Here is a 26,240-nt window from a genome sequence, read left to right as displayed (position 1 = left end):
GAGGGGCAGTTGGGGCCAGGGAGGGCCGTGGGTCACTGGCCACTCCCGCGTCCGACGCCGGCCCGAGGGGGATCCGAGCGGCCTTTCGCTATGAATTCGTGATCGGTTCCCCCTGCAAACATCCATGTCCTGACATGCAGACTGGCCCGATGAACAGTGGGTCGCGGAACAGCGCGCGAATACGGCAGGCCAAGTCTTCCCTCTGGGAATTCTTCCAGGGCCTCGGCAAGACCTTCATGCTCCCGGTGGCCCTCCTGGCGTTCTGCGGCATCATGCTGGGCATCGGCTCGTCGCTCTCCAGCGACGCCGTCACGGACAACCTCACCTTTCTCAAGGGCGAGGCCTTCCACCTGGTCTTCACCTGGATGGCCAACACGGGCGGGGTCGCCTTCACCTTCCTGCCCGTCCTGTTCGCGATGGCCATTCCGCTCGGTCTCGCCCGCGAGGACAAAGGCGTCGCCGCCTTCTCCGGATTCGTCGGCTTCGCCTCGATGAATCTCGCGGTGAACTTCTTCCTCACCGCCAAGGACGTCGACTTCGAGGACAAGAAGGCGATCGCCCACTACGGCATCGCCGATGTGCTGGGCATCCAGTCCATCGACACCGGACTGCTCGGCGCCGTCGCCGTCGGCATCATCGTCTCCCTGCTGCACCGCCGCTTCCGCACCCAGCGGATGCCCGACGCGCTCGCCTTCTTCGGCGGACTGCGCTTCGTGCCGATCATCTCCGCGCTGGCCCTGAGCGTCGTCGGGCTCGTCATCCCGCTGCTGTGGCCGACGTTCAACGGCTGGATCAAGGACATCGGCGAGGCCATCGGCCACACCGGGGTCTTCGGCCCGTTCTTCTTCGGCATGGGCGAGGTGCTGCTGCGCCCCATCGGCCTGCACCACGTGCTGGTCGCGATGTTCCGCTTCACCGATGTGGGCGGCGCGGGCACGGTGTGCGGCGAGCACGTCAGCGGCGCGCTCAACATGTTCTACGCCCAGCTCAACTGCGACGCTCCCGCCAACAGCGACGTCACCAGCGCCACCCACTTCCTGTCCCAGGGCAAGATGGCCGCCTACCTCGGCGGGCTGCCGGGCGCGGCGCTGGCGATGTACCACTGCGCGCGGCGCGCGATGCGGCCCGAGATCAAGGCGCTGCTGGTCTCCGGCGTCGTCGCCTGTGTGGTCGGCGGCATCACCGAGCCGCTGGAGTTCCTGTTCCTGTTCATCGCGCCCTGGCTGTACCTGATCCACGCGGTCCTCGTCGGCCTCGGCTTCCTGGTCGCCGCCGTACTCGGCGTGTTCATCGGCAACACCGACGGCAACGTCATCGACTGGCTCGTCTTCGGCATCCTCCAGGGCACCACCACCAAGTGGTATCTGGTGCCGGTGATCGCGGCGGTCTGGTTCGCCGTGTACTACTTCCTCTTCCGCTGGGCGATCCGCCGCTTCGACCTCAAGACCCCCGGGCGCGAGGACCCGGAGGACGGGCAGGAAGGCGACGAGCAGAAGGGGGCCGGGCAGAAGGAGTCGGCCTCCGGCGGGGGCGAGGGCGCTCCGGGGGACGCCGACGCCGCGCCGGACGCCCCCAAGAGGGAGCTGGTCGCGGGCAAGTACGACCCCGTCGCCATCCTCGAAGCGCTCGGCGGCCCCGACAACATCCGCACCCTCGACAACTGCATCACCCGCCTCCGGATGACCGTCGAGGACGCGGAGCGGCTGGATGAGGCCCGGCTGAAGAAGCTCGGCGCGGTCGGCGTCGTCACGCTCGACGCGCACACCGTCCAGGTCGTCATCGGACCGCAGGTGCAGTCGGTCAAGGACGCGCTGGCCACCCTCGTCCAGGTGAAGTGACCATGGCGTACGACGCCGACCGCGACGACGCCGACCGCGACGACGCCGACCGCGACGACGCCGACCGCTATGACGTCCAGCGCTACGACTTCGACCGGGTCGTGGACCGGCACGGCACCTGGTGCACCCAGTGGGACTACGTCGAGGACCGCTTCGGTGTCCCCGGCCTGCTGCCCTTCACCATCTCGGACATGGACTTCGAGACCGCGCCCGAGGTGCTGGCCGCGCTGCGCGCCCGCCTGGAGCACGGCGTGCTGGGGTACTCGCGCTGGCGTCACGCGGACTTCCTGTCGGCCGTCACCGACTGGTACGTGGCCCGGTACGAGACCGCCGTGGACCCCGGCTCCGTGGTCTACGGACCCTCGGTGATCTACCAGGTGTCGCAGCTGCTGCGGCTGTGGTCGGCGCCGGGGGACGGGGTCGTCGTGCACACGCCGGCCTACGACGCGTTCCCGAAGGTCCTCGCCGCGCACGAGCGCGAGCTGCGCGGCTGCCCGGTGGGCGACTTCGGCGAACTGGAGCGGCTGCTCGCGCTGCCCGACACGTCGGTGCTGTTGTTGTGCTCGCCGCACAACCCCACGGGCAAGGTGTGGACGCGGGACGAGCTGACGCGGACGGCTGCGCTGTGCGCCCGGCACGGGGTCGCCGTCATCAGCGACGAGATCCACGCGGACTTGGCGCACGCGCCGCACGTCCACCGGCCGTGGGCGCTCCACGGCGCGCAGGACGGACGCTGGGCCGTGGTCACCTCGGCGTCGAAGTCCTTCAACATCCCCGCGCTGACCGGGAGTTACGGGATTGTCGGAGACCCCGTATCCCGTGACGCGTACCTGCGTGCGCTGAAGGAGGCCGACGGGCTCTCCTCCCCCGCCGTGCTCTCGGTCGTCGCCCACATCGCCGCCTACCGGGAAGGCGGGCCCTGGCTCGACGCGCTGCGCGCGTATGTGCGGGGCAACTTGGAGATGGTCGCCGAGCGGCTGGACGCGGCCTTCCCCGGCCTCGGCTGGGCTCCGCCCGAGGCCGGGTACCTGGCGTGGATCGACCTTCGTCCACTGGGTGTGGACGACGAGGCGCTTCAGCGGGAGCTGATCGAGGAGGAGGGGGTGGCGATCATGCCGGGTACCGCGTACGGCCAGGCGGGGTTCGTGCGGCTCAATGTGGGGTGTCCGCGGAGTAAGGCGGTGGCCGGGGTGGGGGCGTTGGTTCGGGCGTTGCGCCGGTTGCGCTGAGTGGTTCTCGCCCCGGCGCGTCCCCCTTTGGCCGGGGCCTCTCCCGCTTGGCCAGGGACCCCTTTCCGGTTCCTCGGGGCTCCGTCCCGAGAGGCGGTCACAGTGGAAGGACCGGTGATCAAGAGCCCTCGGGGTTCATGCCACCCCGGCACCGGAGATTGGCTGAAGATCAAAAACGAGCGGAATCGCATCTGCTGCAACGCTCCGCTGCTTTCACTGCGCCCCTTCTCGCAGCTCAATGAGGGAGTGCAATGGAGTGGCGAGACGGGGTTCCGTCGCGCTTTCGGCCAGCACCCCCGAGTATCGGTGGCCGCCGCAGTTCAGGACCGGGACGCGGAGGAGGCGGCGGTGCCGGCACGGGAACGGTTGGCGCGGAGCTCGTCGTGGTGGTCGGCCGCCCAACCGATCAGCTGCTTGACGATCTCGTTCAGGCCGCCGCCGAGCGGGGCGAGCGCGTACTCGACGCGCGGTGGCACCTCGGCGTAGGCGGTACGGCTGATCAACCCGTCCTCTGTGAGCTGGCGAAGGGTGTGGGTCAGCATGCGCTGGGAGATGCCCGGGATCTGGCGCTGCAAGTCGGTGTAGCGCATCGGGCCGCCCTCCAGGACGGCGATGATCAACATGCTCCACTTGTCGCCCACCCGGTCGAGCACCTGGCGGATGAAGTCCATGTGATCGGCGGGGATGCTCGCGCACGGCCCGACCGCAGCCGCCATCCCGATATCCGCGCTGTCCTGCATAGCGCCCGTTCCTCTCCGTCGCGCACACCGGTGTGCCTTTTGTATCGCCTTCCATACTGGCCCATCATGGCGTTACGAACAAAGAGTAGGAATTGGAGGTCAGGCCATGAAGGTAGAGATCTGGTCTGAGATCGCCTGCCCCTGGTGCGGTCTGGGCAGCCATCGGTTGGACCGGGCCGTGGAGCGATTCGAGCACAGCGGCCACGTAGAAGTGATCCACCGCTCGTTCCCTCTGGGCAGTGGCCTCCCCGAGGACCGCACGCTCAGCGCCCGCGAATTCGTGCTGGCCAAGTACGGCGTCCTCCCCGGGCAGGCCGGCGTACCGGATATCGAAGGCATGGCCGCCGCCGAGGGCCTGGCCCCCTACCGGGTCCTGGACAACCGGGTCGGGAACACCGACCTGGCCCACGAGTTCCTGGCTCACGCCTCCGCCGAAGGCAAGAACGGCGAAGCCTGGAACATGATCTTCCGCGCCTACTTCGGCAAGGCCGAGTCGATCTTCACGCTCGACGACCTGCTCGGGTTCTCCGACAAGCTCGGCCTGGACCGCGAACAGACTCGCCAGGTGCTCGCCGACCGGCGCTACCGCCGTCAGGTACAGGAAGACGCACACCAGGCGCAGCGGCTCGGGGCAACCGGTGCCCCCTTCACCGTCATCGACGGCCGGCACGCCGTGCCAGGTGCTCAGGGCACCGACGCCCTGCTCGGGCTGCTACGGACCGCGTGGAACGAGACCCGCCCGGTCGCCGTGGCACCCGGCGGCGACGCGCCGGCCTGCGGCCCCGACGGCTGCGCCGTCCCCACCCGCCCCTGAATCACCGCACCATCACGCACATCAACTTTCGAAAGGCTCCACCATGTCGTACCTGCTGCACATCGACTCCTCCTCGCTCGACGAGGCGTCCGTCTCCCGTCAGGTCGCCCGGTCCTTCCGTGACGCCTGGCAGGGCGAGGTCGTCCACCGCGATCTGGCTGCCGCTCCCGTGCCGCATCTGAGCGCCGCGGGCATCACAGCCCGCGACACCGACCCGGCCCAGCACACCCCGGAGCAGGCATCGGCCGCCGCTGTTCAGGACGAACTCATCGAGGAGTTCCTCGGTGCCGGCGCCTACCTTTTCACCGTGCCGATGTACAACATCACGATGCCCTCGGTGTTCAAGGCGTGGCTGGATCAGCTCATCGTCTTCGACCGGACCGTGATCCACGGCGGCCCCTCGCCCGCCGCCGGTCGCCCGGCCGTGCTGATCTCCGCCCGCGGTGGCGCCTACGGCCCCGGCGCGCCCCGGGAGGGTCTGGACTACGTTGTCCCCCCTCTGGAGGCCATACTCGGTCGGGACGAGCTGCTCGGCCTGGACCTCACCACGGTGACACCGGAGCTGACCGCGGCCCCGCACACCCCCGCCCTCGCCTCGCTCCTGCCCAAGCACGAGGCGTCCATGGCCAACGCCCACGACCAGGCCCGCCGCCTGGCCACCGCCCTGGGCACCCCGCTTGCCGCCTGATCCTTCTCACCTGGTCCCTATGACTGACCTTTCGGCCGGGCCCCACTTCCGCTTCTTGCGGGGGCCCCGCTCCTGCTCCTCAAGCCTCGGAGGTGGCTATGGACAGCCCCTCCGGTCGGCTTCGCGGCCCACCCCCATGGCGGGGGTGGGGCGGGGCTCAATGCAGGTACGACGCGCCGTTCAGGTCGAGGACGGCGCCCGTTGCCCACTCCGCGCCCGGGGAGTCGGTCGTGAACCAGGCCACCGCCTCGGCGATGTCCCGGGGCTCGGCGATGCGGCCGATGGGGTGCTGGGCCACGATGCGTTTGCCCTCGGGGCTCTCCAGCAGCTCCTCCGTCAGGTCCGTGCGGGTGAAGCCGGGGGCGATGGCGGCTACGGCGATGCGGTGGGGGCCCAGGGCGACGGCCAGGGACTGGGACAGGGCGTGCATGCCGGCCTTGCTCGCGCCGTACGCGGGTACCTCCGGCTCGCCGCGGTAGCCGCCGCGCGAGCCGACCATGACGAGGCGTCCGCCCGCGGGGCCCTCGGGCCGGTCCAGGAGGTGGCGGGCGAAGCACCAGGAGAGGTGGGCGGCGCCCAGGAGGTTCACGTTCACGGTGCGCTCCCACAGGGCGCACCACTCCTCGTAGGAGGTGGTGGCGATCGGGTGCTCGACGTGCACGGCCGCGTTGTTGACGAGGATGTCGACGCCGCCGAGTGCGGTGACGGCTTCGTCGAAGATCCGGGCGACCGACTCCGGGTCGCCCAGGTCGCCGGTGACCAGCGCGTGGCCCTCGCCCGGCAGGCTCGCGACGACGGCCTCGCCGGCCGCCGTGTCGGCCCGGCAGTGCACGGCGACGGCGTCACCGCGTTCGGCGTGCACGGCGGCGACGGCCGCGCCGATGCCCTTGGCGCGGGAGGCGCCGGTGACCAGCACTCTCCTGCGGGGGCCCGTACTCGTACCGGTGGTTGCGGTCACGCGGATTCCTCCTCGTCCGGTAGGTGGTCCAGTACGTGCCGGATGCGGTGCACGGCCTCGTACACGTCCTCGAAGCGGGTGGACAGGGGTGCGGGCGAGGCGCGCAGGCGGTCCGTGGCGCCGTAGTCCACGAGCACCCCAGCGCGTTCGGCCAGCAGCGGCACCAGCGCACGGGCCCTCGGATGCGCGTAGGTGAGGTGGCCGCCGCGCGCTGCCGGGTCTGCCGGGCCCGCGAGGCGGAAGCCGTGGGGCTCCAGCAGGTCGGCGGCGAGGCGCTGGAACAGGCCCGTCAGGGCGAGGCTCTTGGCGCGGACCCGTTCCATGCCCGCCTCGCCCAGCAGGCGCAGCGCGGGCCGCAGGGCCGCCAGCGACAGCACCGGCGGGGAGCCGGTCAAGAAGCGGCGGATGCTCGGGTCGGGGTCGAAGTCGTGGCGCATGGCGAGCTGTTCGCGGTGCCCGTACCAGCCCTGGACGGGCTGGGTGAGCCGGGCCTGGAGCCCCTCACGGACGTACAGGAGCGCGGGCGCGCCGGGCCCGCCGCACAGGTGCTTGTACGTGGAGCCCACCGCGAGGTCGGCGCCGTCGTCGGTGAGCCGGAGCGGCACGGCGCCCACCGCGTGGCTCAAGTCCCACAGCACCAGCGCGCCCGCCGCGTGGGCGATCTCCTGGACGGCGCGGATGTCCTTGAGCGCGCCCGAGCGGTGGGAGACCAGCGACAGGGAGACCAGCGCCGCCCCGCCCTCGACTGCCGTGCGCAGCTGTCCGGGCTGTGGGCCCAGGTCGGGGTCGGTGCGCACCGAGCGCAGCTCGCGGCCGTACTCCTCGGCGAGCCCGGCCAGGACGTACTGGTCGGTGGGGAAGTTGTCGTCGTCCATCACCACGGCGCCGGGCCGCTCGCGCAAGGCGGCGGCGCCGAGCTTGTAGAGGTTGACGCTGGTGCAGTCGGAGGCCACCACCTCGCCCGGCCGGGCGCCCAGCACCGTGGCGGCCAGCTCGTCGCCCACGCGCTGCGGCAGGTCCAGCCACTGGGTGCGGGCCTGCGCCAGCCGCTCGCCCCACTGGCCGCGCACCAGCGCGTCGGTCTCGTCGGCCGTGTCGGCGGGCAGGCGGCCCAGCGAGGCGCCGTTGAGGAAGATCAGCCCTTCCGGTACGGGCGCGAAGCGGGCCCGGAAGGCGGCCAGCGGATCGTCCGCGTCCAGCTTCCGCACCTCGTCGAGCTCAGTGCCCACGGGTGCCGTGCCGTACGGCCCGGTGTGCCCCGTCGTCGTCATAGCCGCCCCCTCGCTGACCAGAGTTCGGGAAAGAAACGGTGCTCGCTGACCCGGCGCAGCCAGGCCACCCCGTGGGTGCCGCCGGTGCCCGGCTTCGTGCCGATGATCCGTTCCACCGTGAGCAGGTGCAGCGCCCGCCAGCGGCACATCGCCTCGGCCACGTCCATCAGCGCCTCGGCCAGCCGGAACAGCTCGTCGTCCGGGCCCTTTCCAGCGGCGTACACCCCGGCCCAGGCGCGCTCGACCTCGTCGCTGGGCTCGTAGGGCTGTCCGGGGTCGCGCCGCAGCGCCGCCGTGCCGATCGGCGCTCCGCGCCGGGCGAGCAGCGCCACCGCCGCGTCGTACACGCTGGGCTCCTCCAGCGCCCGGCGCACCTGCTCGGCCACGCCCGGGACGCCCTGGTGGGGGCGGGCGAGGACGGGGTCCTTGTTGCCGAGGACGTACTCCACCATCCGGTACATGTACGACTGGAGGCCCGATGCCTGCCCCAGGCTGTCGCGGAAGGCGTTGAATTCCGTGGGTGCCAGCGAGCCCAGCACGTCCCACGTCGAACACAGCAGCTCCGCCACCTTGCGCACCCGGCGCAGCACCCAGATCGCCTGCGGCACCTCGTCCGTGTCCAGCAGCGAGCGGACCCGCGTCAACTCCTCGTACAGGAGCTTGAACAGCAGCTCCTTGACCTGCCCGAGGACGTAGAAGGACAGCTCGGCCGGCTCCTCGGAGCGCGGCTGCTGGAGGGAGAGCAACACGGTGATGCTCTGGTAGTCGATGTAGGGGGTGGAGCCGCCGTCGAAGTCGACCAGGGGGCAGCCCTCGCCCCTGGCGACGAGGCGGGCGCGTTCCGCGTCGCTGCCCGGGCCCAGGTCCTTCACGCGCCGCACCCCGCGAGCCACTTCCGGCGCGCTCGCGCGTAGCGGTCGGCGAACAGCGGGTCGGGCAGCGAGGCGGAGGCGTACCGGCGGCCGAATCGCGCGTCGTAGGCGCCGAACCACTCCGGGTTCTCATCGAGGAACAGCACGTCGTGGAAGGCCATGTTGCGCAGCGCGAACAGCGGGACCGGAGCGCGCGAGACCCGCAGGCTCGGGTTGCGGGCCGCGCGCTCGTCGCACGCCGGATGGAACTGACCCAGCATCAGGTAGCGGTGTACCAGCTCCGGTTTGGCTCTGCGGTGCGCCTCGTCCATCTGCGGGAGCGCCGCGGCGTCCAGGCCGTCGAGGACGATGACCAGCGCGTGCAGGGTGCGGTTGCGGCCCGCCCATTCGGTGTGCTCGAACGTGTCGACCATGCGGTGCACCAGCGCCGTCAGCTCGTCGGCCCCGGGCTCGGGAGCCGTCTCCCACTGCTCGACGCGCAGCGTTCCGGCGCCGATGGCCGGGCCCACGAACGGGCACACCTGCCCGCCCCGTCCGATCTCGCCGTGCGGCCGGCACAGGAAGTCCTCGAACCAACGCCATGCCTGGCCCTGCGGCGAGGCCCGCCCCCCGCCTTGTGTGTCCTTGCCCCGTGTGTCCATGCCGCAAGAATCACCGCATGACAAGCGCCCCCGGCAGGCCGTTCTCCGTCATCGTGGCGAGGTGCCAGGGGCATGCCCACCGGGTGGGAGGCCAGGTGAGCAGGGGACCGTGGGGCGGGCGTGGCGAAGGGTGCCGGGACGGGACGGTGGGGGGTGGCCGCTTTTGCGGGCTTGCGGGCTCGCGGGCCCGGCGCTAGTGGCCTTCCGGCGGCACGGGCCGGGCCCAGGATGGGCGGGTGCCCTCTTCCCGCCTCTCCCCTGGCCGCCCGCCCCACGCGAACCTTCCGCGCCGGATCTTCCAGCTGTACGCCGGGCTCGTGCTGTTCGGCGTCAGCGTCGCCCTGCAACTGCGCGCAGGTCTGGGCCTCAACTCCTGGGACGTCTTCCACCAGGGCGTGGCCGAGCACTCCGGGCTGAGCATCGGCACCGTGGTCATCCTGGCCTCCGCCGCCGTACTGCTGCTGTGGGTGCCGCTGCGCGAGAGGCCCGGCATCGGCACCGTCTCCAACGTGCTGTTGGTGGGGCTGGCCATGGACGCGACGCTGCGCCTGACGCCCACTCCGCAGCCGCTGGCGGTGCGCGTCCCGCTGTTCCTGGTGGCCGTGGTCCTCAACGGCGCGGCGACCGGCCTCTACATCGCGGCCCGCTTCGGCCCCGGCCCACGGGACGGCCTGATGACGGGCCTGTGCCGGGTGACGGGCCGCTCCACCCGGATGGTGCGCACGGCGATCGAGATCGTGGTGCTGGCGACGGGGTTCCTGCTCGGCGGCTCCGTCGGCGTCGGCACGGTGGTCTACGCGCTGGCCATCGGGCCGCTGATCCAGTACTTCCAGCGCCTGTTCGCCGTACCGCGGGTGCCTCCGGCGGCGGGGGCCGTCCCGAAGGGGCGCGGGGAACCGCGCGACCAGCCCCGAACACACCCGCCCTCCGCAACGCACGGGCAGGGGCAGCCCCTGCTCAGCACCGGGAAAGAGGCCGGCAGAAAGATCCGCCGGCCAGGCCGTGGCGGTCCCGGCCCGCAGGGCAGCACCGTCCCGGCCCGCGGGGCCGCACCGCACAGGCCCCCGCCAGGAAGAGGCACACTGGAGCCCATGGGCATTCACGAAAACCTGCTCGGGGGACCGACCCCGACCCACCTCCCCGAAGACCCGGAGCCGCGGGACCTGCTCGCGTCCGGGACGGCACCCGCGGAGGTCGCCGCGAAGTACCCCACGTCCTCGCTGGCGTGGGCGCAGCTCGCCGACGACGCCTTCGAGGCGGGCCGCACCGTCGAGTCGTACGCCTACGCGCGCACCGGATACCACCGGGGGCTCGACTCGCTGCGCCGCAGCGGCTGGAAGGGGCACGGCCCCGTGCCCTTCGAGCACGAGCCGAACCGCGGCTTCCTGCGGGCCCTGCACGCGCTCGCGCGTGCGGCCGGCGCCATCGGGGAGCAGGATGAGTACGAGCGGTGCTCGGCCTTCCTGAAGGACAGCTCGCCGACGGCGGCCTCCACTCTCGGCTAGCGTTTTCGCCGGTCAGCGCGGTACGGCGGCGGTAAGGATCCCCGGAGGGCGTGGGGCCTTGCCGTCGCCGCCGCGTTGCCCGCATCATCGCTGTGGGCCGCATGACCTGGTGGCCCGAGGGGACCGGGGCTCCGACGTCGATCGGGAAGGGGCGGACCGCTACCCGGAAGCTCATGTAGTGGAGACAGCGATGCCGCACGAGCCGACCGATTTCCCCGAACTCGACTTCGCGGGCACGACGCCGTACGAGGACTACGTACAGGCGGATCTGCTCACCCACCTCCAGCACCCGCTCTCCGACGACCCCGGCGAGCTGGTGTTCCTGGTCACGACCCAGGTCATGGAGCTGTGGTTCACCGTCATCGTGCACGAGTGGCAGACCGCGGGCGGCTGTCTGCGCGACGACGACGTGCCCGGCGCACTGGACGCGCTGACGCGCTCCACGTACGAGCTGCGCGCCCTCAACGCCTCCTGGGAGCCGCTGGCGCACCTGACGCCCGCGCAATTCAACGCCTACCGCTCGGCGCTCGGTGACGGCTCCGGCTTCCAGTCGGCCATGTACCGGCGCATGGAGTTCCTGCTGGGTGAGAAGTCCGCCTCGATGCTGGTGCCGCACCGGGGCTCTCCCCGGGTGCACGCCGAGCTGGAGAAGGCGCTCCAGGAGCCGAGCCTGTACGACGAGGCCCTGCGCTTCCTCGCCCGGCACGGCGCACCCGTCCCCCAGGCCGTGCTGGACCGCGACGTCTCCGGGCGGTACGAGCCGGACGCGGGCGTGGAGGCCGTCTGGGCCGGGATCTACGCGGGCGCCCCGCAGGATCTCGCCCACCGCCTGGGGGAGGGGCTGACCGAGGTCGCCGAGCTGGTGTGGCGATGGCGCAACGACCACCTGGTGGCGACGCGGCGGGCCATGGGCGCCAAGACCGGGACCGGCGGGTCCTCGGGCGTCGCCTGGCTGGAGAAGCGGGCCGCCAAGCAGGTCTTCCCGGAGCTGTGGACGGCGCGCAGCCATGTCTGAGCCGAACCGGGCAGCCGGGACCGAGCCCGCCCGCTCCCTCGACCGCCGTGACCCCCTCGCCGCCCTCCGTGAGCTGTTCGTCCTCGACCCCGCCACCGTCTACCTCGACGGGAACTCCCTCGGCGCCCTGCCCCGCTCCGTGCCCGCGCGGGTCGCGGACGTGGTGAACCGGGAATGGGGGCGGCTGCGGATCCGGTCCTGGACGGAGTCCGGCTGGTGGACGGCCCCCGAGCGGGTGGGCGAGCTGGTGGCACCGATCCTGGGCGCCGCGCCGGGGCAGGTGGTGGTGGGCGACTCCACCAGCGTGAACATCTTCAAGGCCGTCGTGGGCGCCGTCCGCATAGCTCAGGAGGGGAGCACGGGGGACGCGGGAGCGACGGGGGACGCGGGCGCCGCCGGGGAGGCTGAGCAGCGCACCGAACTGCTCGTCGACCGGGCGACGTTCCCCACCGACGGGTACATCGCCTCCGCCGCCGCCCGGCTCACCGGCTGCACCCTGCGGCCGGTGGCGGCGGCGGAGGTACCCGCGGCCGTGGGGCCGCGCACGGCGGCGGTGCTGCTCAACCACGTCGACTACCGCACCGGCGAACTGCACGACCTGCCCGCGCTGACGGCCGCCGTCCGCGCGGCGGGCGCGGTGTCCGTGTGGGACCTGTGCCACAGCGCGGGCGCCCTGCCCGTGGGGCTGGACGCGCACGGCGTCGACCTCGCCGTCGGCTGCACGTACAAATACCTCAACGGCGGGCCCGGCTCGCCCGCCTACCTGTATGTGCGAAGCGGCCTCCAAGCCCGCTTCGACTCCCCGCTCCCCGGCTGGAACTCGCACGCCGAGCCGTTCGCCATGGCCCCCGGCTACGAGCCCGTCGACGGCGCCGGGCGCGGGCGCGTCGGCACGCCCGACATCGTGTCCATGTCCGCGCTGGAAGAGGCGCTGCGCGTGTGGGAGGGGGTGGCCATCGAGGACGTACGGGCCAAGTCGCTGGCGCTGACGGACTACTTCCTGCGCCGGGTGCGCGAGCTGGTACCCGCGGACGCCGCCGTCTCGCTGACGTCGCTCACCCCCGAGGAGCACGCGCGGCGCGGCAGCCAGGTCGCGCTGCTGTGCGACCCGGCGCAGGAGGCGGGGCGGGTGATGGAGGAGCTGGCGGCACGCGGGGTGATCGGGGATTTCCGGTACCCGGGCGTACTCCGCTTCGGATTCACCCCGCTCTACACTTCGTTCGAGGACGCCGAGCGGGCTGCTCGCGTCCTGGGCGAAGTGACCGGGGGGCCACGATGAGCGACGCGGAGTGCAAGGCGCTGCTGGCACTCGAACCGGTGGGGCCGGAGAGCCAGGAGCGGTACGGACCGCACCCGTCACAGGTCATCGACCTGTACGGAGTGGGTGGCACGGGCAAGCGGATCGTGGTCCTGCACGGCGGCTTCTGGCGTGAGGGGTGGGACAGGACGCATCTGTCGCCGTTCGCCGCCGCGCTGGCGGGCCAGGGGATGTCGGTGGCGCTCGTCGAGTACCGACGGGTGGGCGGCGACGGGGGCTGGCCCTCGACCGTCGAGGACGTCGACGCCGCGCTCGAACACCTGGGGGCGCCGCCGAGCGTGCTGGTGGGGCACTCCTCGGGGGGCCAGCTGGCGCTGTGGGCGGCCTCCAAGCGGGCGCGGGCCGCGGGCCGGGTGGTGGCCGTGGCGCCGGTCGCCGATCTGGAGCGGGCGCACGATCTGTCGCTGAGCGAGGGCTCGGTGGCCGAGTTCCTCGGCGGCGAGGACAAGGTCGCAGCGGCCATGCCGGACGCGGACCCGATGCGGCTGCTGCCGCGTATCCCGGTGGAGATCCTGCACGGGACGGCCGACCTGGACGTGCCCATCGAGCTGTCCCGGCGTTACGCGAACAACTGGGGCGGCCGGCTGCATCTGCTGCCCGGCGTCGGCCACTACGCGCCGTTGACGCCGCGCACCCCCGCCTTCGACGTGCTGGCCTCGTCCCTGCGCTGAGGTCCGGCTCCGCGGGGCCCACACCGGGGGCGTGCGGTCCCGCGAGGTTTATGACGCGGGCGTCCGGCCCCCGTGTGCGGGGCCGGACGGACCGGGGCGTTACTGCGGCGGACCTCAGCGCTGCACGAAGTCGCCCTGTCGCACACCGCCGCTGAAGTTGCCGACGAAGTTGTCCGAGATGTTGGTGATCCGCCAGTCCTGGCTGTGCGCCGTGTCGTTGTCGCTGACGCTGGTGCGGCGCGACAGGACCGCCTGGGTGAAGTCGTTGACGCGCTTCTCCCAGTGCACGCGGTTGTTGCTGTTCTTCGTCTCGGAGTAGTGGTCGCCGCCGCCGGCGAAGGCGGTCCCCGCAGAGCCGAGAAGGGCGGCGGTGGCCAGAACGGCGGCTGCGGTCGCGGTGCGGATGCGCATGAGTGCTCCTTGGAGGTTCGAACGCGCGGTCTGCGCTTGCGTCGGAACCTCTTCCACGCCGGACACGGAAACGATCAGTATTCGTCCGCACGTGTCGAGCCGCTACTCCGCTCGGTCGAGTCCCGCCCGGCCCGGCCGTGCACGGCGGGGCCGTCCTCCCTCCCCCTGGCGGGAGGCGGTGCGCGTCCGCGGCGGGGCCCAGGACAGACTGCGGGCATGGAAGCGAAGCGTACGACCGGGACGGTCGGAGCCGGTGTCACCTTGGGGCTGTTCGCGGCGTGGGCGCTCCACGACGCCGAAGAGGTCGCGGCGATGCCGCACTGGACGCGCACCCGCGTGCCCGAGCTGCGGGAGCGGCTGCCGTGGGTGCCGGAGCGGATATGGGCCCGGCTGGAGTCGCTGGACGGCGCGGAGTTCTCCACCGCCGTCGCCGTGATGGGCGCTGTGGTGGCAGCGGCGGCGGCCGAGGGGGCGCGCACCGGGGGGCGCTCCGCTTTCTACCAGACGGCACTGAACGGCTTCGGGCTGCACGGCTTCGGGCACCTCGCCCAGGCGGCGGCCGTGCAGGGCTACACCCCCGGCTCGGTCACCTCCCCGCTGCTGGTCATCCCCTTCACGGCCTGGGCCCGCGGCCGGCTGCGCGACGCCGGAGCCCTGCGCCCCACCCGTCCGCGCGACGCCGTCCTGGGCCTGGCCTTCGCCGCTGCCGCCACCGGGCTCTCCCACGCGGTGGCCCGGCGGCTGCGCCACCGCTGAGAACCGCGCGGGCCCGGGGCTACTCCCGCGGGGTGCCGACCCGGAGGCGGTTGCCGTCCGGGTCGCGCAGCTCGATCTCGCGGGCCCAGGGGGCCTCCTCGACCTCGACGCCGAACTCCCGGGCGAGCGGGTCGACTTCCCGCACCCGCAGATACACCAGCGTGTCGGGCCGCGCGTCCCCCTCGTGCTCCGACAGGAACAGCCGCACCGCGCCCCGCCCGATCTCGACGAACGCCGGAAGGCCCGGCGCGAAGCGGTGCTCCCAGCACGGAGCGAACCCCAGCCGCGCGTACCACCGCACGGCCCGCGCCGCGTCGGCCGTCCGCAGAATGGGGATCACGGTCTCGTCATCGGCCCGCTCGCCGGGCGCGCAGTCGTCCATGCCCGGATCCTCGCAGGCGGGTATGACAGAGCCCTGCCCGCGAGCCGCCCCACCCACCGGACTACGACCGCCCCTCGGCGCGCGGCCGGTGCGCGGCGGATCAGCGCACGTAGTTCTTGAGGATCTCGGTCTCCAGCGTGATCCCGACCGGGTCGGGGAGGGTCACCTGCTCGCCGAACGGGGCCGTGTGCAGATCGCGGTAGCGGCCGGTGTTCGGATCGGGGTTGGTGTGCACGACGAGTTCGCACACGTCCCGGTCGATCAGGAGGTGGACGGGGATGCCCACGGCGGCGTAGGCGGCCGGCTTCTCCTGCCGGTCCCCCGGCCCGAACGGTGTTCCGGCCTCGGGACACCCGAGCGAGTGAGAGCCGGAGTGCGGGGAGCGGCCGGCCCGGCGCGGAACGGCGGCCGGCGGTTTCCACAGGCTGTTGAAAACTCTGGCGGCCATCGTGCCGCGCCGTGCCGGACCGGGTCGGCGGCTTTCTCCTGGAATTACGGGGGCTACGGGAATTACAGGAAGGAGTTGACCTCGATCGTCTCGTCGCGGCCCGGTCCTACGCCGATGGCGGAGATGGGGGCGCCGGACATCTCTTCCAGGGTCTTCACGTACGCCTGGGCGTTCTTCGGGAGGTCGGCGAAGGTCTTGGCCTTCGTGATGTCCTCGCTCCAGCCCGGGAGGTACTCGTAGACGGGCTTGGCGTGGTGGAAGTCGCTCTGGTTGTAGGGGAGTTCGGTGGTGCGCTCGCCGTCGACCTCGTAGGCGACGCAGACCGGGATCTGCTCCCAGCCGGTGAGCACGTCCAGCTTGGTGAGGAAGAAGTCGGTGAGGCCGTTGACGCGGGTCGCGTAGCGGGCGATGACCGCGTCGAACCAGCCGCAGCGGCGGTTGCGGCCCGTGGTGACGCCGAACTCGCCGCCGATGGTCCGCAGCGCCTCGCCGTCCTCGTCGAACAGCTCGGTCGGGAAGGGGCCGGCGCCCACGCGCGTGGTGTACGCCTTGAGGATGCCGATCACGCGGCTGATCTTCGTCGGGCCCACGCCCGAGCCCGTGCAGGCGCCGCCCGCGGTCGGGTTGGAGGAGGTGACGAAGGGGTACGTGCCGTGGTCGACGTCCAGCAGCGTGCCCTGGCCGCCCTCGAAGAGGACGACCTTGTCGTCGTCGATGGCCCTGTTGAGGATCAAGGTGGTGTCGGCGACATAGCCCTTGATCTGGTCCGCGTAGCCCAGCAGCTCCTCCACGACCTGCTGCGGGGAGATCGCGCGGCGGTTGTAGAGCTTGGCGAGGATCTGGTTCTTGAAGTCGAGGGCCGCCTCGACCTTCTGGAGCAGGATCGACTCGTCGAAGAGGTCCTGGACGCGGATGCCGACCCGGTTGATCTTGTCGGCGTAGGAGGGCCCGATGCCGCGGCCCGTGGTACCGATCTTCCGCGTGCCGAGGAAGCGTTCCGTCACCTTGTCGAGGGTGGCGTGATACGGCGTGATCAGGTGAGCGTTACCGCTGAGCAGGAGCTTGGAGGTGTCGACGCCGCGCTCGTTCAGTCCGCTCAGCTCGGAGAGCAGGACCGACGGGTCGACGACGACCCCGTTGCCGATGACCGGGACACATCCCGGGGAGAGAATTCCGGAAGGGAGAAGGTGGAGCGCGTACTTCTGGTCGCCGACGACGACCGTGTGGCCGGCGTTGTTGCCGCCCTGGTAGCGCACCACGTAATCGACCGAGCCGCCGAGCAGGTCGGTGGCCTTTCCCTTGCCTTCGTCACCCCACTGAGCACCGAGCAGCACAAGTGCGGGCACAGGCGTACACCCCTTCCGGGCGGGGCATGTCCCACGTGCATGGCGCTTTTCGCCATCGCAAGAGCCGTGGACCGGTGCCCCAGATAGAGGAAGCCCCTGGCGCAACAGCGACAGGGGCTCTTGCACCGAGAGATTACCCAACAATTCTCTCGGGTGACGAACAGGGGAGTGCCTCGCGCCGGACGGATGTACGGCCCAGACCAGTGGACACATGGAAGGACCGAGGTGTCGGCTCCAGATCCCGCGAGGGCGAACGGCATCGCCCCGGCCCCGCTCCTCGTGGTCATCGACCCTGTCGCCCGGCTCACGGACGGGGAGTCCGTACGCATCGCGCGCGATGTGCTGCGCGCCGGGTCGCCCGGGGTGAAGGTGTGCCTGCCCGAGGACCCGGAGGAGACGGCCCGCGCGCTGGCCAGACGGGGCAGCCGGCGCCCGGTGCTGGTGGGCAACGACCGCGCCCTGCTGCGCGCCGTGCAGCTGCTGCACCGTGAGCACGAGCTGGAGGAGGCCGCGCTGTCGGTGGTGCCGGTCGGCAACGGCCCCTCGGTGGCGCTGGCCCGGGGGCTCGGGCTGCCGCTGGACGCGGTCTCGGCGGCGCGCACCGTGTTCAACGGGGCCGAGCACCGGCTCGACCTGCTGGTGGACGACTGCGGCGGCGTCGTGCTGGGCGGCCTGCGCATCCCGGCTGTCCCGCCCCTCGCCGCGCCCCCGGTGAGCGGCAACGGCGACGGCAGTGGCTACGGCTACGGCTACGGCTACGCGTACGGCGGCTACGAATACGGCCATGACGGGGAGGGGAGCGGCCCCGGGCCGGACGTCCCGGACTCCCTCAGAGGCCGGGTGCCCGGGTTCGAGCCCGGCTCCCCGCTGCGCCGGGTGTGCCACTCGCTGGTGCGGACGGTGCTGCCGCAGAGCATGCGCGCCGCCGCCGGGCGGGGCGGGGGCGCGGTGGCGGGCCGGGGTGCGGCGGCCGAGCCGCTGGCCGGGACGCCGCGGTCCGCGCCCGTACCGCCGTCGGCGCAGCTGCTGCGGGTGGAGGCGGACGGCAAGCTGCTGGCCGACCTGGACGAGCCGGTGGAGGAGGTCTCGGTCCGCACGACGGACGACGGGGGCCTCGCCGAGGTGACCGTACGGCCGGGTGCCGGACCTGGTGCCGGTGCGGGTCCCGCTGCCGGTCCGGGTGCCGATCCCGCTCCGGTGCGGGCGATGGCGCGGGCGGTCACGGTCTCCGGCGGGGAGTTCCGCTACCGCGCCGATACGACCCGGGTGGGCGGCCCGGTGCGGACCCGCACCTGGACGGTCCTGCCCCACGCCTGGCGGCTGGTCCTGCCGGAGAGGGGCTGAGGACTCAGCCCTCGGCCGGGGCTCTCGCTCGCCGCAGCCGGGCCCCTCGCCGCCTCGGCCGGGGCTCTCGCTCGCCTCAGCCGGGCCCCTCGCCGCCTCGGCCGGGGCTCTCGCGCGCCTCAGCCGGGGCTCTCGCCGGTGTCCGGAGCGGTGCCGGTGTCCATGCCGGTGCCGGGGGGCGGCGGGTGGTGGTCGGAGGCGCCGTGGGTCTCCTGCCATCGCTTGAGCAGGGCCTCCAGCTCGACCTGCATGAAACGGAGGAACTCGGCGCTCTCGTTGACGCGGCGCCCCCCGGGGGTGGCCTCCCCGATGGCACGGGCCCCGGTGCGGAGGGTGGCCGTCCAGCGGGTCAGGACGTTGTCGCGGTTGAGCAGGGTGCTGTACCAGACGTCGTGGTGCAGCAGATAGCGCTCGCGCCGGGAGCCGGGATCGCGCTGCCGGCTGATCATGTTGACCTGCGCGAGATAGCGCACGGCGCCGGAGATCGCGGCGGGGCTGGCCTGGAGGCGCTCGCTCAGCTCGGCCGAGGTCAAGGCGCCCTCCTCGGAGGCGAGCAGGCAGGCGAAGACGCGGGACGCCATGCGCTGCATGCCCGCTTCGGTGAGGTCGGCGGCGAAGCGCTCGACGAAGGGCGAGATCTTCTCGGCGTAGTGCCGCCGGGCTTCTTCGTCATCCGTTACGCCCGGTTCGGTCCCACCGTTCGTGCCGGTCTCCGCCCTCTGATCTGCCACGTCGTTCAGCTTCTCCCTGCTCGATGGTCCCGTCACAGACCCTAACGCTTCCTTAACTTCACAAATTTGTGAAACTAGCGTAGCTTCCCAAACATGAACGCCGCTACCACCGCGACCGCCCCCACGACCACGGCGATCTCCGTCTCCGGACTCGTCAAGACCTTCGGCAGGACCCGCGCACTGGACGGGCTCGACCTGGACGTCGCCAGCGGTGAGGTTCACGGCTTCCTCGGCCCCAACGGGGCGGGCAAGTCGACCACCCTCCGCGTCCTGCTCGGACTCCTGCGCGCCGACACGGGCACGGCCCGGCTGCTCGGCGCCGACCCCTGGGACGACGCGGTCGCCCTCCATCAGCGCCTCGCCTACGTCCCCGGCGATGTCGAGCTGTGGCCCAACCTGACCGGCGGCGAGGCCATCGACCTCCTCGCCCGGCTACGCAATGGATTCGGCGGCGCGAAGCGTCTCCACTCGGGGCGGCGGCGGGTGACGGGTGGGCTCGACGGGGGCAAGCGGGCCGAGCTGATCGAGCGCTTCGACCTCGACCCCACCAAGAAGGGCCGCACCTACTCCAAGGGCAACCGGCAGAAGGTCGCCATCATCGCGGCGCTCGCCTCCGACGCGGAGCTGCTGCTGCTGGACGAGCCCACGGCGGGCCTCGACCCGCTGATGGAGGTGATCTTCCAGGACGTGATCCTCCAGGCGAAGGCCGCGGGCCGGACCGTCCTGCTCTCCAGCCACATCCTGTCCCAGGTCGAGAAGCTCTGTGACCGGGTGAGCATCATCCGGCTCGGCAAGATCGTCCAGTCCGGGACGCTCAGCGAGATGCGGCACCTGACCAGGACCACCATCGAGGCCGAGACCGACGCACCCATGACCGGGCTCGACACGCTGCCCGGCATCCACAACCTGCGCACCGACGGGGACCGCGTCCACTTCGCCGTCGACGGGGCCCACCTCGACGCCGCCGTACGGCACCTGAGCGGTCTCGGCGTACGCAGCCTCGTCAGCCACCCGCCGACTCTGGAGGAGCTGATGCTGCGCCACTACGGCGACGAGCTGTCGGCCAACAGGCACGGCATGGGCGGCATCGAAGCGGACACCTCCGTGGACACCGGCCCGGACGCGGAGGCCACCTCGCGATGAGCACCGTCACCGACGCCGCACCCCGCACCGGGGCCGTGCGCGGCCGGGAATCCTCCGGCAGGCACGCCCTCGCGGGCACCGGCACCCTCGTCCTCTTCGCGCTGCGGCGCGACCGGGTGCGCCTGCCCGTATGGGTTCTGGCGATCTTCCTCGTCTCGCTGTCGGGCATCAGCAAGGCCAAGACCATGGCGCCCGACGACCCGGCCAAGGCCGCCGACATGATCAAGACGCTGAGCGGCCCGGCCATGCTCGCCATGACGGGGCCCGAGCACTACCTTTCGGACTTCACGCCCGCCGCGGCCCTCAGCCTGCAAATGCTCGGCTACGGCGCGATCCTGGCCGGTCTGATGAGCGTGCTCACCGTCGTACGGCACACCAGGGCCGACGAGGAGACCGGCATCGCCGAGCTGATCCGCTCCGGGGTCGTGGGCCGGCACGCCACGCTCACCGCGGCCCTCACCACTGTCGCGAGCGCCAACGTGGTCCTCGGGCTGCTGCTCGCCGGCACGCTGCCGGGCGCCGGGCTCGACGGTTCGACGGCGGGCGGCGCGCTGCTCTACGGCGCGGCCCACACCGCGGTCGGCCTCGTCTTCGCGGGCGTCGCCGCCGTCACCGTGCAGCTCAGCGCCCACGCCAGGGCCGCCTCCGGGATGGCGCTGAGCGTGCTCGGCGCCGCCTACGCGCTGCGCGCCGCGGGCGACGTGGGCACCGACGCGATCTCCTGGCTCTCGCCCATCGGCTGGGCCCAGCGCAGCTACCCCTTCGTCGACGACCGCTGGTGGCCGCTGCTGCTCGCCCTCGCGGTGGCCGTGGTGACGGGCGCCGCCGGGTACCTGCTCAGCACCCGGCGCGACGTGGGAGCCGGGCTGCTGCCGCCCAGGCTGGGCAGCGCGCGGGCCACCCGGGTGCTCACCCACCCGCTCGGCTTCGCCCTGAGACTGCACCGCGGCCTGCTCCTCGGCTTCGGCGCGGGGCTGGTGCTGCTCGGCGCGATGTACGGGTCCCTCCTCGGCGACATCGAGGACATGCTCAACGACCTCGGCGGCGACGTACGCGACGCCATCGCCGAGGCGGGCGGCTCGCTGTCGGAGTCCTTCGCCTCGACGATCATGCTGGTGATCGCCGTCGTCGCCTCGCTCTACGTCGTCATGGCCGCGCTGCGCCCGCGCTCGGAGGAGACCGCGGGCCGGGCCGAGCCGCTGCTGGCCACCGGTCTGTCGCGGTCCCGCTGGGTCGGGTCGCACCTGGTGGTCGCCCTCGGCGGCGGCACGCTGGTGCTGCTTCTCGGCGCGCTCGGCCTCGGCCTGGCCGGTGCCGCCGCCACGGGGGACGCGGGCCTGCTCGGGCGGCTGCTGGGCGCGGGACTCGCCTACGCGCCCGCGCTGTGGGTCACCGGCGGGGTGGCGGCGCTGCTGTTCGGCTGGGCGCCGAAGGCGACGGCCGTCGCGTGGCTGGTGCCCGTCTACGGCTTCGTCGTCGGCTACCTCGGCAAGCTCCTGGACCTGCCCGGCTGGATGAACGACCTCTCGCCCTTCGGCCACGTCCCCCAGCTTCCCTCGGCGGACATGCGCTGGACGCCGGAGCTGCTGCTCGTCCTCGTGGCCGCGGGGCTGCTGGCGGTGGGGCTGGCCGGGTTCCGCAGGAGGGACCTGGAGACGAAGTAGGGACCTGGAGACGAAGCAGGGACCTGGAGACGAAGCAGGGAGTCGCCGTCTTGAGCGCCTCGCGTCCTCCGGCCGTCCGTGGCCGGGGGACGCGGCGTGCGTCCGGCGCTTCCGGGGTGCGGGAACGGTGCCCGGAGTCAGTCCGTCATTCCGCGCGCTCGTACACCACGGCGCCGCCGTCCGGGAACTCCCGCCGCAGGGTTTCGCCGTCGAGCCGCAGGGTGGAGGCGTTGCCGGCCTGGCAGGCGCCGCGGGACACGGTCCTGTCGACCTCGGGCGGCGCCACCCGTACGGGGTCGGTGTCGGTCCCGACGGAGAACACATCGGCGTCCGCCTCGCAGCGCTCGACGCCGTTCGAGATCATCGAGAGGCCCTTGCCGTCGATGTCGTCGGCGGCGATGGTCAGCGTCTGCTGGCCTCCGTTGGCCAGCTGCCGCTGCCACTTACCCACCAGTTCCTGCGGGATCTTCTCCGGCGAGGCGACCTTGTGCAAGGTGGCGGTACGGCCCGCGGCGCGCCATTCGAGGGTGTCGCCGGGCTTGGCCAGCAGCGTGTGCTCGCCGATCGCCGCGCACTTGCCCTCGGGCAGGCTCTTGACGACCTTGGTGTTCAGCCGCAGCCCCACGCCCGAGGCTGATCCGGCCTTCCCCTCGAGCTTGCCGTCGCTCTTGCACTCGTAGTCGGTGCCCAGGCTGACGCTGTTGGCGACGACCTCACCCTCGTTGCCCTCGGTGATGACGAAGCGGCGGTGCTGTCCCGTCGGCCGGCCGTCGCGCTCCACGGCGCCGACCCAGGTGCCGACGTACTCCGGGGGCACGTCGGAGTCCGACCGCGATTCCTTCTTCTTCTCGTCGTCGCCCAGCGGCCCCAGCCCCGTACCGGCGGCCACCCCGGCGCCGACCAGCACCACCACACCGGCCGCGACCAGCAGCGCCCGCCCCACCCGCCGGGGGCGCCTGGGCCGGGATCCGCTGGCGGGGTCGCCGTCGGGACGGCGGACCTCGGTGGGTGTCGCCGGTTCGGGTGCCGTCGTCCCCGAGGAGAGCGAGCTGTCCGACGGGGACGGGGTGCCGGACTCGGACGGCGCTTCCGCTTGCCCTGCCGTTTCCGGGGAAGCGCCGGGAGCCGACGGGGCCGGCGAGGCGGTCGGGAGTACGGGGGCCCCGGGCCGCCCGGAGCCCGAAGGGGGCGTTTCGGCGTCGAGCAACTCGGCGGCGTGGCGCCCCAGTTCGGCCAGGAGTCCGGCGGGCAGCCACGGGGGTGCCGAGATGCCGGTCGCGATGGGCTGCACCCGCTCCACGACCTCTTCGGGCGCGGGCCGGTTCTCGGGGTCCTTGTCGAGGCAGTCGGCGATCAGCTTCCGCATCGGCCCCATGCCGCTACCGGGTCCGGCCCGATCGCCCGCCTTGCGCGGTCCGGCCGGTTCGCGTGGGTCGCGTGGATCGCCCGACCCGCCCGGCTCGGGCTCGTCGTCCAGGCCCGCGAGGTCCGGTTCCTCGGAGGCGATACGGAACATCACCGAGTGCACGCCTCCGGCCCCGGACGGCGATCCGAAGGGCGGACGTCCCGTCGCCGCGTAGGCGAGCACGCCGCCGAGGCAGAACACATCGCTCGCGGCGGTGACCGGGTCGCCCGTGATCTGCTCGGGCGACATGTAGCTGGGCGAGCCGACGACCATGCCGGCGGTGGTGAGCGTCGACTCGGGCACAGCGTCGAGCGCGCGGGCGATGCCGAAGTCGATGACGCGCGGCCCGTCGATCGTCAGCAGCACGTTGGAGGGTTTGAGGTCGCGGTGCACGAGCCCGGCGCCGTGGATGTCCAGCAGCGCCGAGGCCAGCCCGTAGGCGAGAACCCGCAGCGAATCGGCCGGCAGCGGACCGTACCCCGACCGGCGCCGCGTCCCGGTCCAGCTCTGGGTGCCCGCCGAGACGACCTCGTCGAGCGAGGGGCCCGCGATGTAACCGGTGGCCACCCACGGGGTGTCGGCCTCGGTGTCGGCGTCCAGCACCGGCGCCGTCCACCGGTCGCCGACGCGCCGCGCGGCCTCGACCTCCAGCTGGAACCTGGCGCGGAAGAGGGGATCGTCGGCCAGGTCTCCCTTGACGAGCTTGACCGCCACGGTGCGTCCGCCCGAGGAGCGCGCGAGATACACCCGGCCCATGCCGCCGGCCCCGAGCCTGCGCAGCAGCCGGTACGGGCCTACGTGGGCCGGATCGTCCGACGTCAGGTCCGTCATGCTCTGCCCGCTCCCGCTGCTCGTGGTGGCCTTCCCCGCTTTGGTCCGAGGCTGTCTCTCATTTCACTGTCGGCCACGAATGTCACGGGAGGGCTGCCAACGGGCCTCGCTTTGATCGTAGGGGATCGTAGGGGGGTGACGCTGTGTCATGAATTTGCTGCCTGTGCCTGCGCTTGTGCCGGTATCGGCGCGGCGGTGGTGGGCGCCGTTGCCTGCGCCTTGGTGATCCGGTGCACCACCACTCCGGCCAGCACGGCGCCGATGATGCCGATGAAGGTGAAGAACGCCGAGGTCGCGGCGCCGCCGACGGCGGACAGGAGGTTCTCCTGGTCGTACCAGGAGACCAGGGACGTCGCCTCCCCCACGAAGAAGCAGAGCCAGGCGATCCACCAGCAGTTGAGCAGCGAGCGCCGCCGGTCCTTCGGCGGCGGTACGGAGGCCCGCCAGATGTCGTTGGCGATCTGCTTGGGGAGGTAGAAGAAGACCACGGGGATGAACCAGGAGCCCACGGCCAAGCCCTTGCCGCGCCGGAACCCATCAGGCTTGAGCTCCTCGCCGCGCAGCCGTGCGGCCCGGAACCAGCACAGCCACAGCACAATGACCGGGATTCCGACGACGACCGTGAGGATCTCGAACACCATCGACTGGGTGCGCAGCGTGGAGAAGCCGTCGAGCGCGCCGATCCTCGGGCTGATATCGGAAGCGGCCAGCGCCGACTGGGCGCGCGTGAGCACATCGATGAGGGTGGAGAGCTGGAGCATCAGCGGGACCAGGAGGAGGCCCAGCAACGAGTTCAGCGCGATCGACAGCCCGCGCGGGGCGCCTGCTCCGCGCGGCGAGTGGGGCACGGGCCCCCGGCCAGGTCCTGGCCCCGGTCCCGGTCCTGGCCCCGGCCCCTGGAACGGTCCGCCCGGCGTGGGGCCTTGGAGGGGAACGTACGGACTGGGCGGCCCGAACGCGCCGTTGGCCGGACTCCCCGGGGCTCCGGGCGGGGTGGGCGACCCTGACGGGGTGTTCGGTCCGCCTGACGGGGTGGCGTAGCCGGGCGCCGGGGAGTCGGGCACCTGCGCGGGCCCGAAGCCGACGCCCGCCCCCGCCCCCGCGCTCACCTCCCGCTCGGCGTTCGGCAGCGCGCCCCCGTCCGGCAGCGCGCCCCCGTTCGGCAGCGCGCCCCCGTCCGGCAGCGCGCCCCCGTCCGACGGCGAGCCCGCGTCCCGCAGGACCTCTGCGGCGCGCAGGGCCTCCGCGTCCGGCAGCGCGCCCGCGTCCGGCAGGGCTCCCGCGTCCCGCAGGGCGTCCGCCGCCTCCGGGTCCTCGCTGTCCAGCAGGGCCACCGCGTGCCGGCCCAGTTCGGCCAGCACCTCGCCCGGCAGCCACGCGCCGTTGGGCCCGGTGTCGGGGCCGAGGGCCTCCAGCAGCGCGGGAACATCGGGGCGTTGCCCCGTGTCCTTCGCCAGCGCCCCGGCGATCAGCGGCAGCAGTCCCTCGGGAACGCCCGCCAGGTCGGGCTCCTCCTGGGTGACGCGGAACAGCAGCGAGTGGATGCCGCCCTCCGCCGTGCCGAAGGGCATGCGCCCGGTCGCGGCGTACGCCAGCACGGCGCCCAGGCAGAACACGTCGCTCGCCGGGGTCACCCGCTCCCCGCGTACCTGCTCGGGCGACATGAAGCCGGGCGAGCCGACGACGACGCCTGTCTTGGTGAGGCCGCCGGAGGACTGCACGGCACCGTCGAGCGCGCGGGCGATGCCGAAGTCGATGACGCGTGGCCCGTCGATGGTCACCAGCACGTTGGAGGGTTTGAGGTCGCGGTGCACGAGCCCAGCGCCGTGGATGGCGCCGAGCGCGTGGCCGAGTCCGGCGGCCAGCGCGCGCACGGAGGTCTCCGGCAGCGGTCCGTACTGGATGTCCACCACCTCGGCCAGCGAGGGCCCCGCCACGTAGGCGGTGGCCACCCACGGGGTGTCGGCCTCGGTGTCGGCGTCCAGCACGGCCGCCGTCCAGGTGCCGCCCACCCGGCGCGCCGCGGTGACCTCCTGGGCGAAGCGCCGTCGGAAGTCGGTGCTGCGCGCCAGTTGGTCCTGGACGACCTTCACCGCCACGGTCCGGCCGCGTTCGGAACGTGCGAGGTAGACGCGGCCCATGCCGCCTTCGCCGAGCCTGCCCAGCAGACGGTAACCACCGATCCAGTGGGGGTCCTCAGCGCTCAGCGCTTCCATAGC

At 72.5% G+C, this 26,240-nt stretch carries 24 protein-coding genes and 1 pseudogene; 13 read left to right on the top strand and 12 right to left on the bottom strand.

Annotated features, from left to right (window positions below):
• Positions 1 to 149 precede the first annotated feature (149 nt).
• Entirely contained in the window at positions 150 to 1,838 is a 1,689-nt protein-coding gene (malX, locus tag OHB04_RS20110; protein ID WP_326689084.1) for a maltose/glucose-specific PTS transporter subunit IIBC, read from the top strand.
• 2 nt (positions 1,839 to 1,840) lie between these two features.
• Positions 1,841 to 3,067, top strand: a complete 1,227-nt coding sequence (locus OHB04_RS20105) for a MalY/PatB family protein (RefSeq protein WP_326807957.1) — start codon at positions 1,841 to 1,843, stop codon at positions 3,065 to 3,067.
• A gap of 320 nt (positions 3,068 to 3,387) precedes the next feature.
• Here the strand turns inward: OHB04_RS20105 and OHB04_RS20100 are convergent, their stop codons facing one another.
• Positions 3,388 to 3,807, bottom strand: coding sequence for a winged helix-turn-helix transcriptional regulator (locus OHB04_RS20100; protein WP_326689082.1), 420 nt, complete (start codon positions 3,805 to 3,807; stop codon positions 3,388 to 3,390).
• A 106-nt stretch (positions 3,808 to 3,913) separates the two neighbouring features.
• Here OHB04_RS20100 and OHB04_RS20095 point away from each other — a divergent pair, with 106 nt between their 5' ends.
• Positions 3,914 to 4,621, top strand: a complete 708-nt coding sequence (locus tag OHB04_RS20095) for a DsbA family oxidoreductase (RefSeq protein ID WP_326807956.1) — start codon at positions 3,914 to 3,916, stop codon at positions 4,619 to 4,621.
• A 43-nt stretch (positions 4,622 to 4,664) separates the two neighbouring features.
• The gene (locus tag OHB04_RS20090; protein WP_326807955.1) at positions 4,665 to 5,309 is read left to right on the top strand and encodes an FMN-dependent NADH-azoreductase; all 645 of its coding nucleotides are present in this window, start codon (positions 4,665 to 4,667) and stop codon (positions 5,307 to 5,309) included.
• Positions 5,310 to 5,466: 157 nt separating this feature from the next.
• On the opposite strand, the gene OHB04_RS20085 is transcribed toward OHB04_RS20090, so the two are convergent.
• The 4 genes from OHB04_RS20085 to OHB04_RS20070 are packed head-to-tail and all read right to left on the bottom strand — an operon-like array spanning position 5,467 to position 9,051.
• Entirely contained in the window at positions 5,467 to 6,267 is an 801-nt protein-coding gene (locus OHB04_RS20085; RefSeq protein WP_326689079.1) for an SDR family NAD(P)-dependent oxidoreductase, read from the bottom strand.
• Positions 6,264 to 7,538: a kynureninase gene (locus OHB04_RS20080; RefSeq protein WP_326689078.1), complete on the bottom strand. Its 1,275-nt coding sequence runs from the start codon at positions 7,536 to 7,538 to the stop codon at positions 6,264 to 6,266. Before OHB04_RS20080 ends, OHB04_RS20085 begins: the two co-directional genes overlap by 4 nt.
• Positions 7,535 to 8,410: a tryptophan 2,3-dioxygenase gene (locus OHB04_RS20075; RefSeq protein WP_326807954.1), complete on the bottom strand. Its 876-nt coding sequence runs from the start codon at positions 8,408 to 8,410 to the stop codon at positions 7,535 to 7,537. The genes OHB04_RS20080 and OHB04_RS20075 overlap by 4 nt, the downstream gene beginning before the upstream one ends.
• Positions 8,407 to 9,051, bottom strand: coding sequence for a DUF6875 domain-containing protein (locus OHB04_RS20070; RefSeq protein ID WP_326689076.1), 645 nt, complete (start codon positions 9,049 to 9,051; stop codon positions 8,407 to 8,409). Before OHB04_RS20070 ends, OHB04_RS20075 begins: the two co-directional genes overlap by 4 nt.
• A 236-nt stretch (positions 9,052 to 9,287) precedes the next feature.
• On the opposite strand from OHB04_RS20070, the pseudogene yczE reads away from it, so the two are divergent.
• The 5 genes and pseudogenes from yczE to OHB04_RS20045 all read left to right on the top strand — a co-directional run.
• A pseudogene (yczE, locus tag OHB04_RS20065) lies at positions 9,288 to 9,938 on the top strand (membrane protein YczE); the annotation flags it as partial.
• 204 nt (positions 9,939 to 10,142) lie between these two features.
• Entirely contained in the window at positions 10,143 to 10,556 is a 414-nt protein-coding gene (locus OHB04_RS20060) for a DUF3151 domain-containing protein (RefSeq protein WP_326692818.1), read from the top strand.
• Positions 10,557 to 10,746: 190 nt separating this feature from the next.
• Entirely contained in the window at positions 10,747 to 11,571 is an 825-nt protein-coding gene (locus OHB04_RS20055) for a tryptophan 2,3-dioxygenase family protein (protein ID WP_326689075.1), read from the top strand.
• Entirely contained in the window at positions 11,564 to 12,850 is a 1,287-nt protein-coding gene (kynU, locus tag OHB04_RS20050) for a kynureninase (RefSeq protein WP_326689074.1), read from the top strand. The genes OHB04_RS20055 and kynU overlap by 8 nt, the downstream gene beginning before the upstream one ends.
• Positions 12,847 to 13,560 carry an alpha/beta hydrolase family protein gene (locus OHB04_RS20045; protein ID WP_326689073.1) on the top strand — a complete coding sequence of 238 codons (714 nt, stop codon included), beginning with the start codon at positions 12,847 to 12,849 and terminating at the stop codon, positions 13,558 to 13,560. The genes kynU and OHB04_RS20045 overlap by 4 nt, the downstream gene beginning before the upstream one ends.
• 114 nt (positions 13,561 to 13,674) lie before the next feature.
• On the opposite strand, the gene OHB04_RS20040 is transcribed toward OHB04_RS20045, so the two are convergent.
• Positions 13,675 to 13,971 carry a hypothetical protein gene (locus OHB04_RS20040; protein WP_326689072.1) on the bottom strand — a complete coding sequence of 99 codons (297 nt, stop codon included), beginning with the start codon at positions 13,969 to 13,971 and terminating at the stop codon, positions 13,675 to 13,677.
• Between the two features lie 216 nt (positions 13,972 to 14,187).
• On the opposite strand from OHB04_RS20040, the gene OHB04_RS20035 reads away from it, so the two are divergent.
• On the top strand, positions 14,188 to 14,727 hold the full coding sequence (locus tag OHB04_RS20035; RefSeq protein WP_326807953.1) for an HXXEE domain-containing protein: 540 nt from the start codon (positions 14,188 to 14,190) through the stop codon (positions 14,725 to 14,727).
• 19 nt (positions 14,728 to 14,746) lie between these two features.
• Here OHB04_RS20035 and OHB04_RS20030 read toward each other — a convergent pair whose 3' ends face one another.
• From OHB04_RS20030 to OHB04_RS20020, 3 genes are all read right to left on the bottom strand, one after another.
• Entirely contained in the window at positions 14,747 to 15,109 is a 363-nt protein-coding gene (locus OHB04_RS20030) for a glyoxalase superfamily protein (protein ID WP_326689070.1), read from the bottom strand.
• Between the two features lie 100 nt (positions 15,110 to 15,209).
• Complete coding sequence (locus OHB04_RS41875) at positions 15,210 to 15,557, bottom strand: hypothetical protein (RefSeq protein ID WP_442814889.1); 348 nt, start codon at positions 15,555 to 15,557, stop codon at positions 15,210 to 15,212.
• A 62-nt stretch (positions 15,558 to 15,619) separates the two neighbouring features.
• Entirely contained in the window at positions 15,620 to 16,903 is a 1,284-nt protein-coding gene (locus OHB04_RS20020; RefSeq protein ID WP_326689068.1) for an adenylosuccinate synthase, read from the bottom strand.
• 225 nt (positions 16,904 to 17,128) lie between these two features.
• Here OHB04_RS20020 and OHB04_RS20015 point away from each other — a divergent pair, with 225 nt between their 5' ends.
• Positions 17,129 to 18,247, top strand: a complete 1,119-nt coding sequence (locus OHB04_RS20015) for a hypothetical protein (RefSeq protein ID WP_326689067.1) — start codon at positions 17,129 to 17,131, stop codon at positions 18,245 to 18,247.
• 119 nt (positions 18,248 to 18,366) lie between these two features.
• Here OHB04_RS20015 and OHB04_RS20010 read toward each other — a convergent pair whose 3' ends face one another.
• The gene (locus OHB04_RS20010; RefSeq protein WP_442814888.1) at positions 18,367 to 18,978 is read right to left on the bottom strand and encodes a GbsR/MarR family transcriptional regulator; all 612 of its coding nucleotides are present in this window, start codon (positions 18,976 to 18,978) and stop codon (positions 18,367 to 18,369) included.
• A 93-nt stretch (positions 18,979 to 19,071) separates the two neighbouring features.
• Here OHB04_RS20010 and OHB04_RS20005 point away from each other — a divergent pair, with 93 nt between their 5' ends.
• Complete coding sequence (locus tag OHB04_RS20005; RefSeq protein ID WP_326807952.1) at positions 19,072 to 20,121, top strand: ABC transporter ATP-binding protein; 1,050 nt, start codon at positions 19,072 to 19,074, stop codon at positions 20,119 to 20,121.
• The gene (locus tag OHB04_RS20000) at positions 20,118 to 21,785 is read left to right on the top strand and encodes an ABC transporter permease (protein ID WP_326689065.1); all 1,668 of its coding nucleotides are present in this window, start codon (positions 20,118 to 20,120) and stop codon (positions 21,783 to 21,785) included. The genes OHB04_RS20005 and OHB04_RS20000 overlap by 4 nt, the downstream gene beginning before the upstream one ends.
• A gap of 145 nt (positions 21,786 to 21,930) precedes the next feature.
• Here OHB04_RS20000 and OHB04_RS19995 read toward each other — a convergent pair whose 3' ends face one another.
• Positions 21,931 to 24,021 carry a serine/threonine-protein kinase gene (locus tag OHB04_RS19995; RefSeq protein WP_326689064.1) on the bottom strand — a complete coding sequence of 697 codons (2,091 nt, stop codon included), beginning with the start codon at positions 24,019 to 24,021 and terminating at the stop codon, positions 21,931 to 21,933.
• Positions 24,022 to 24,167: 146 nt separating this feature from the next.
• Positions 24,168 to 26,237, bottom strand: coding sequence for a protein kinase domain-containing protein (locus OHB04_RS19990; protein ID WP_326807951.1), 2,070 nt, complete (start codon positions 26,235 to 26,237; stop codon positions 24,168 to 24,170).
• Between the last annotated feature and the right edge of the window lie 3 nt (positions 26,238 to 26,240).

The sequence above is a fragment of the Streptomyces sp. NBC_01775 genome (genome assembly GCF_035917675.1).
Lineage (GTDB): Bacteria > Actinomycetota > Actinomycetes > Streptomycetales > Streptomycetaceae > Streptomyces.
This window is presented reverse-complemented; position numbering and strand designations above follow the sequence as displayed.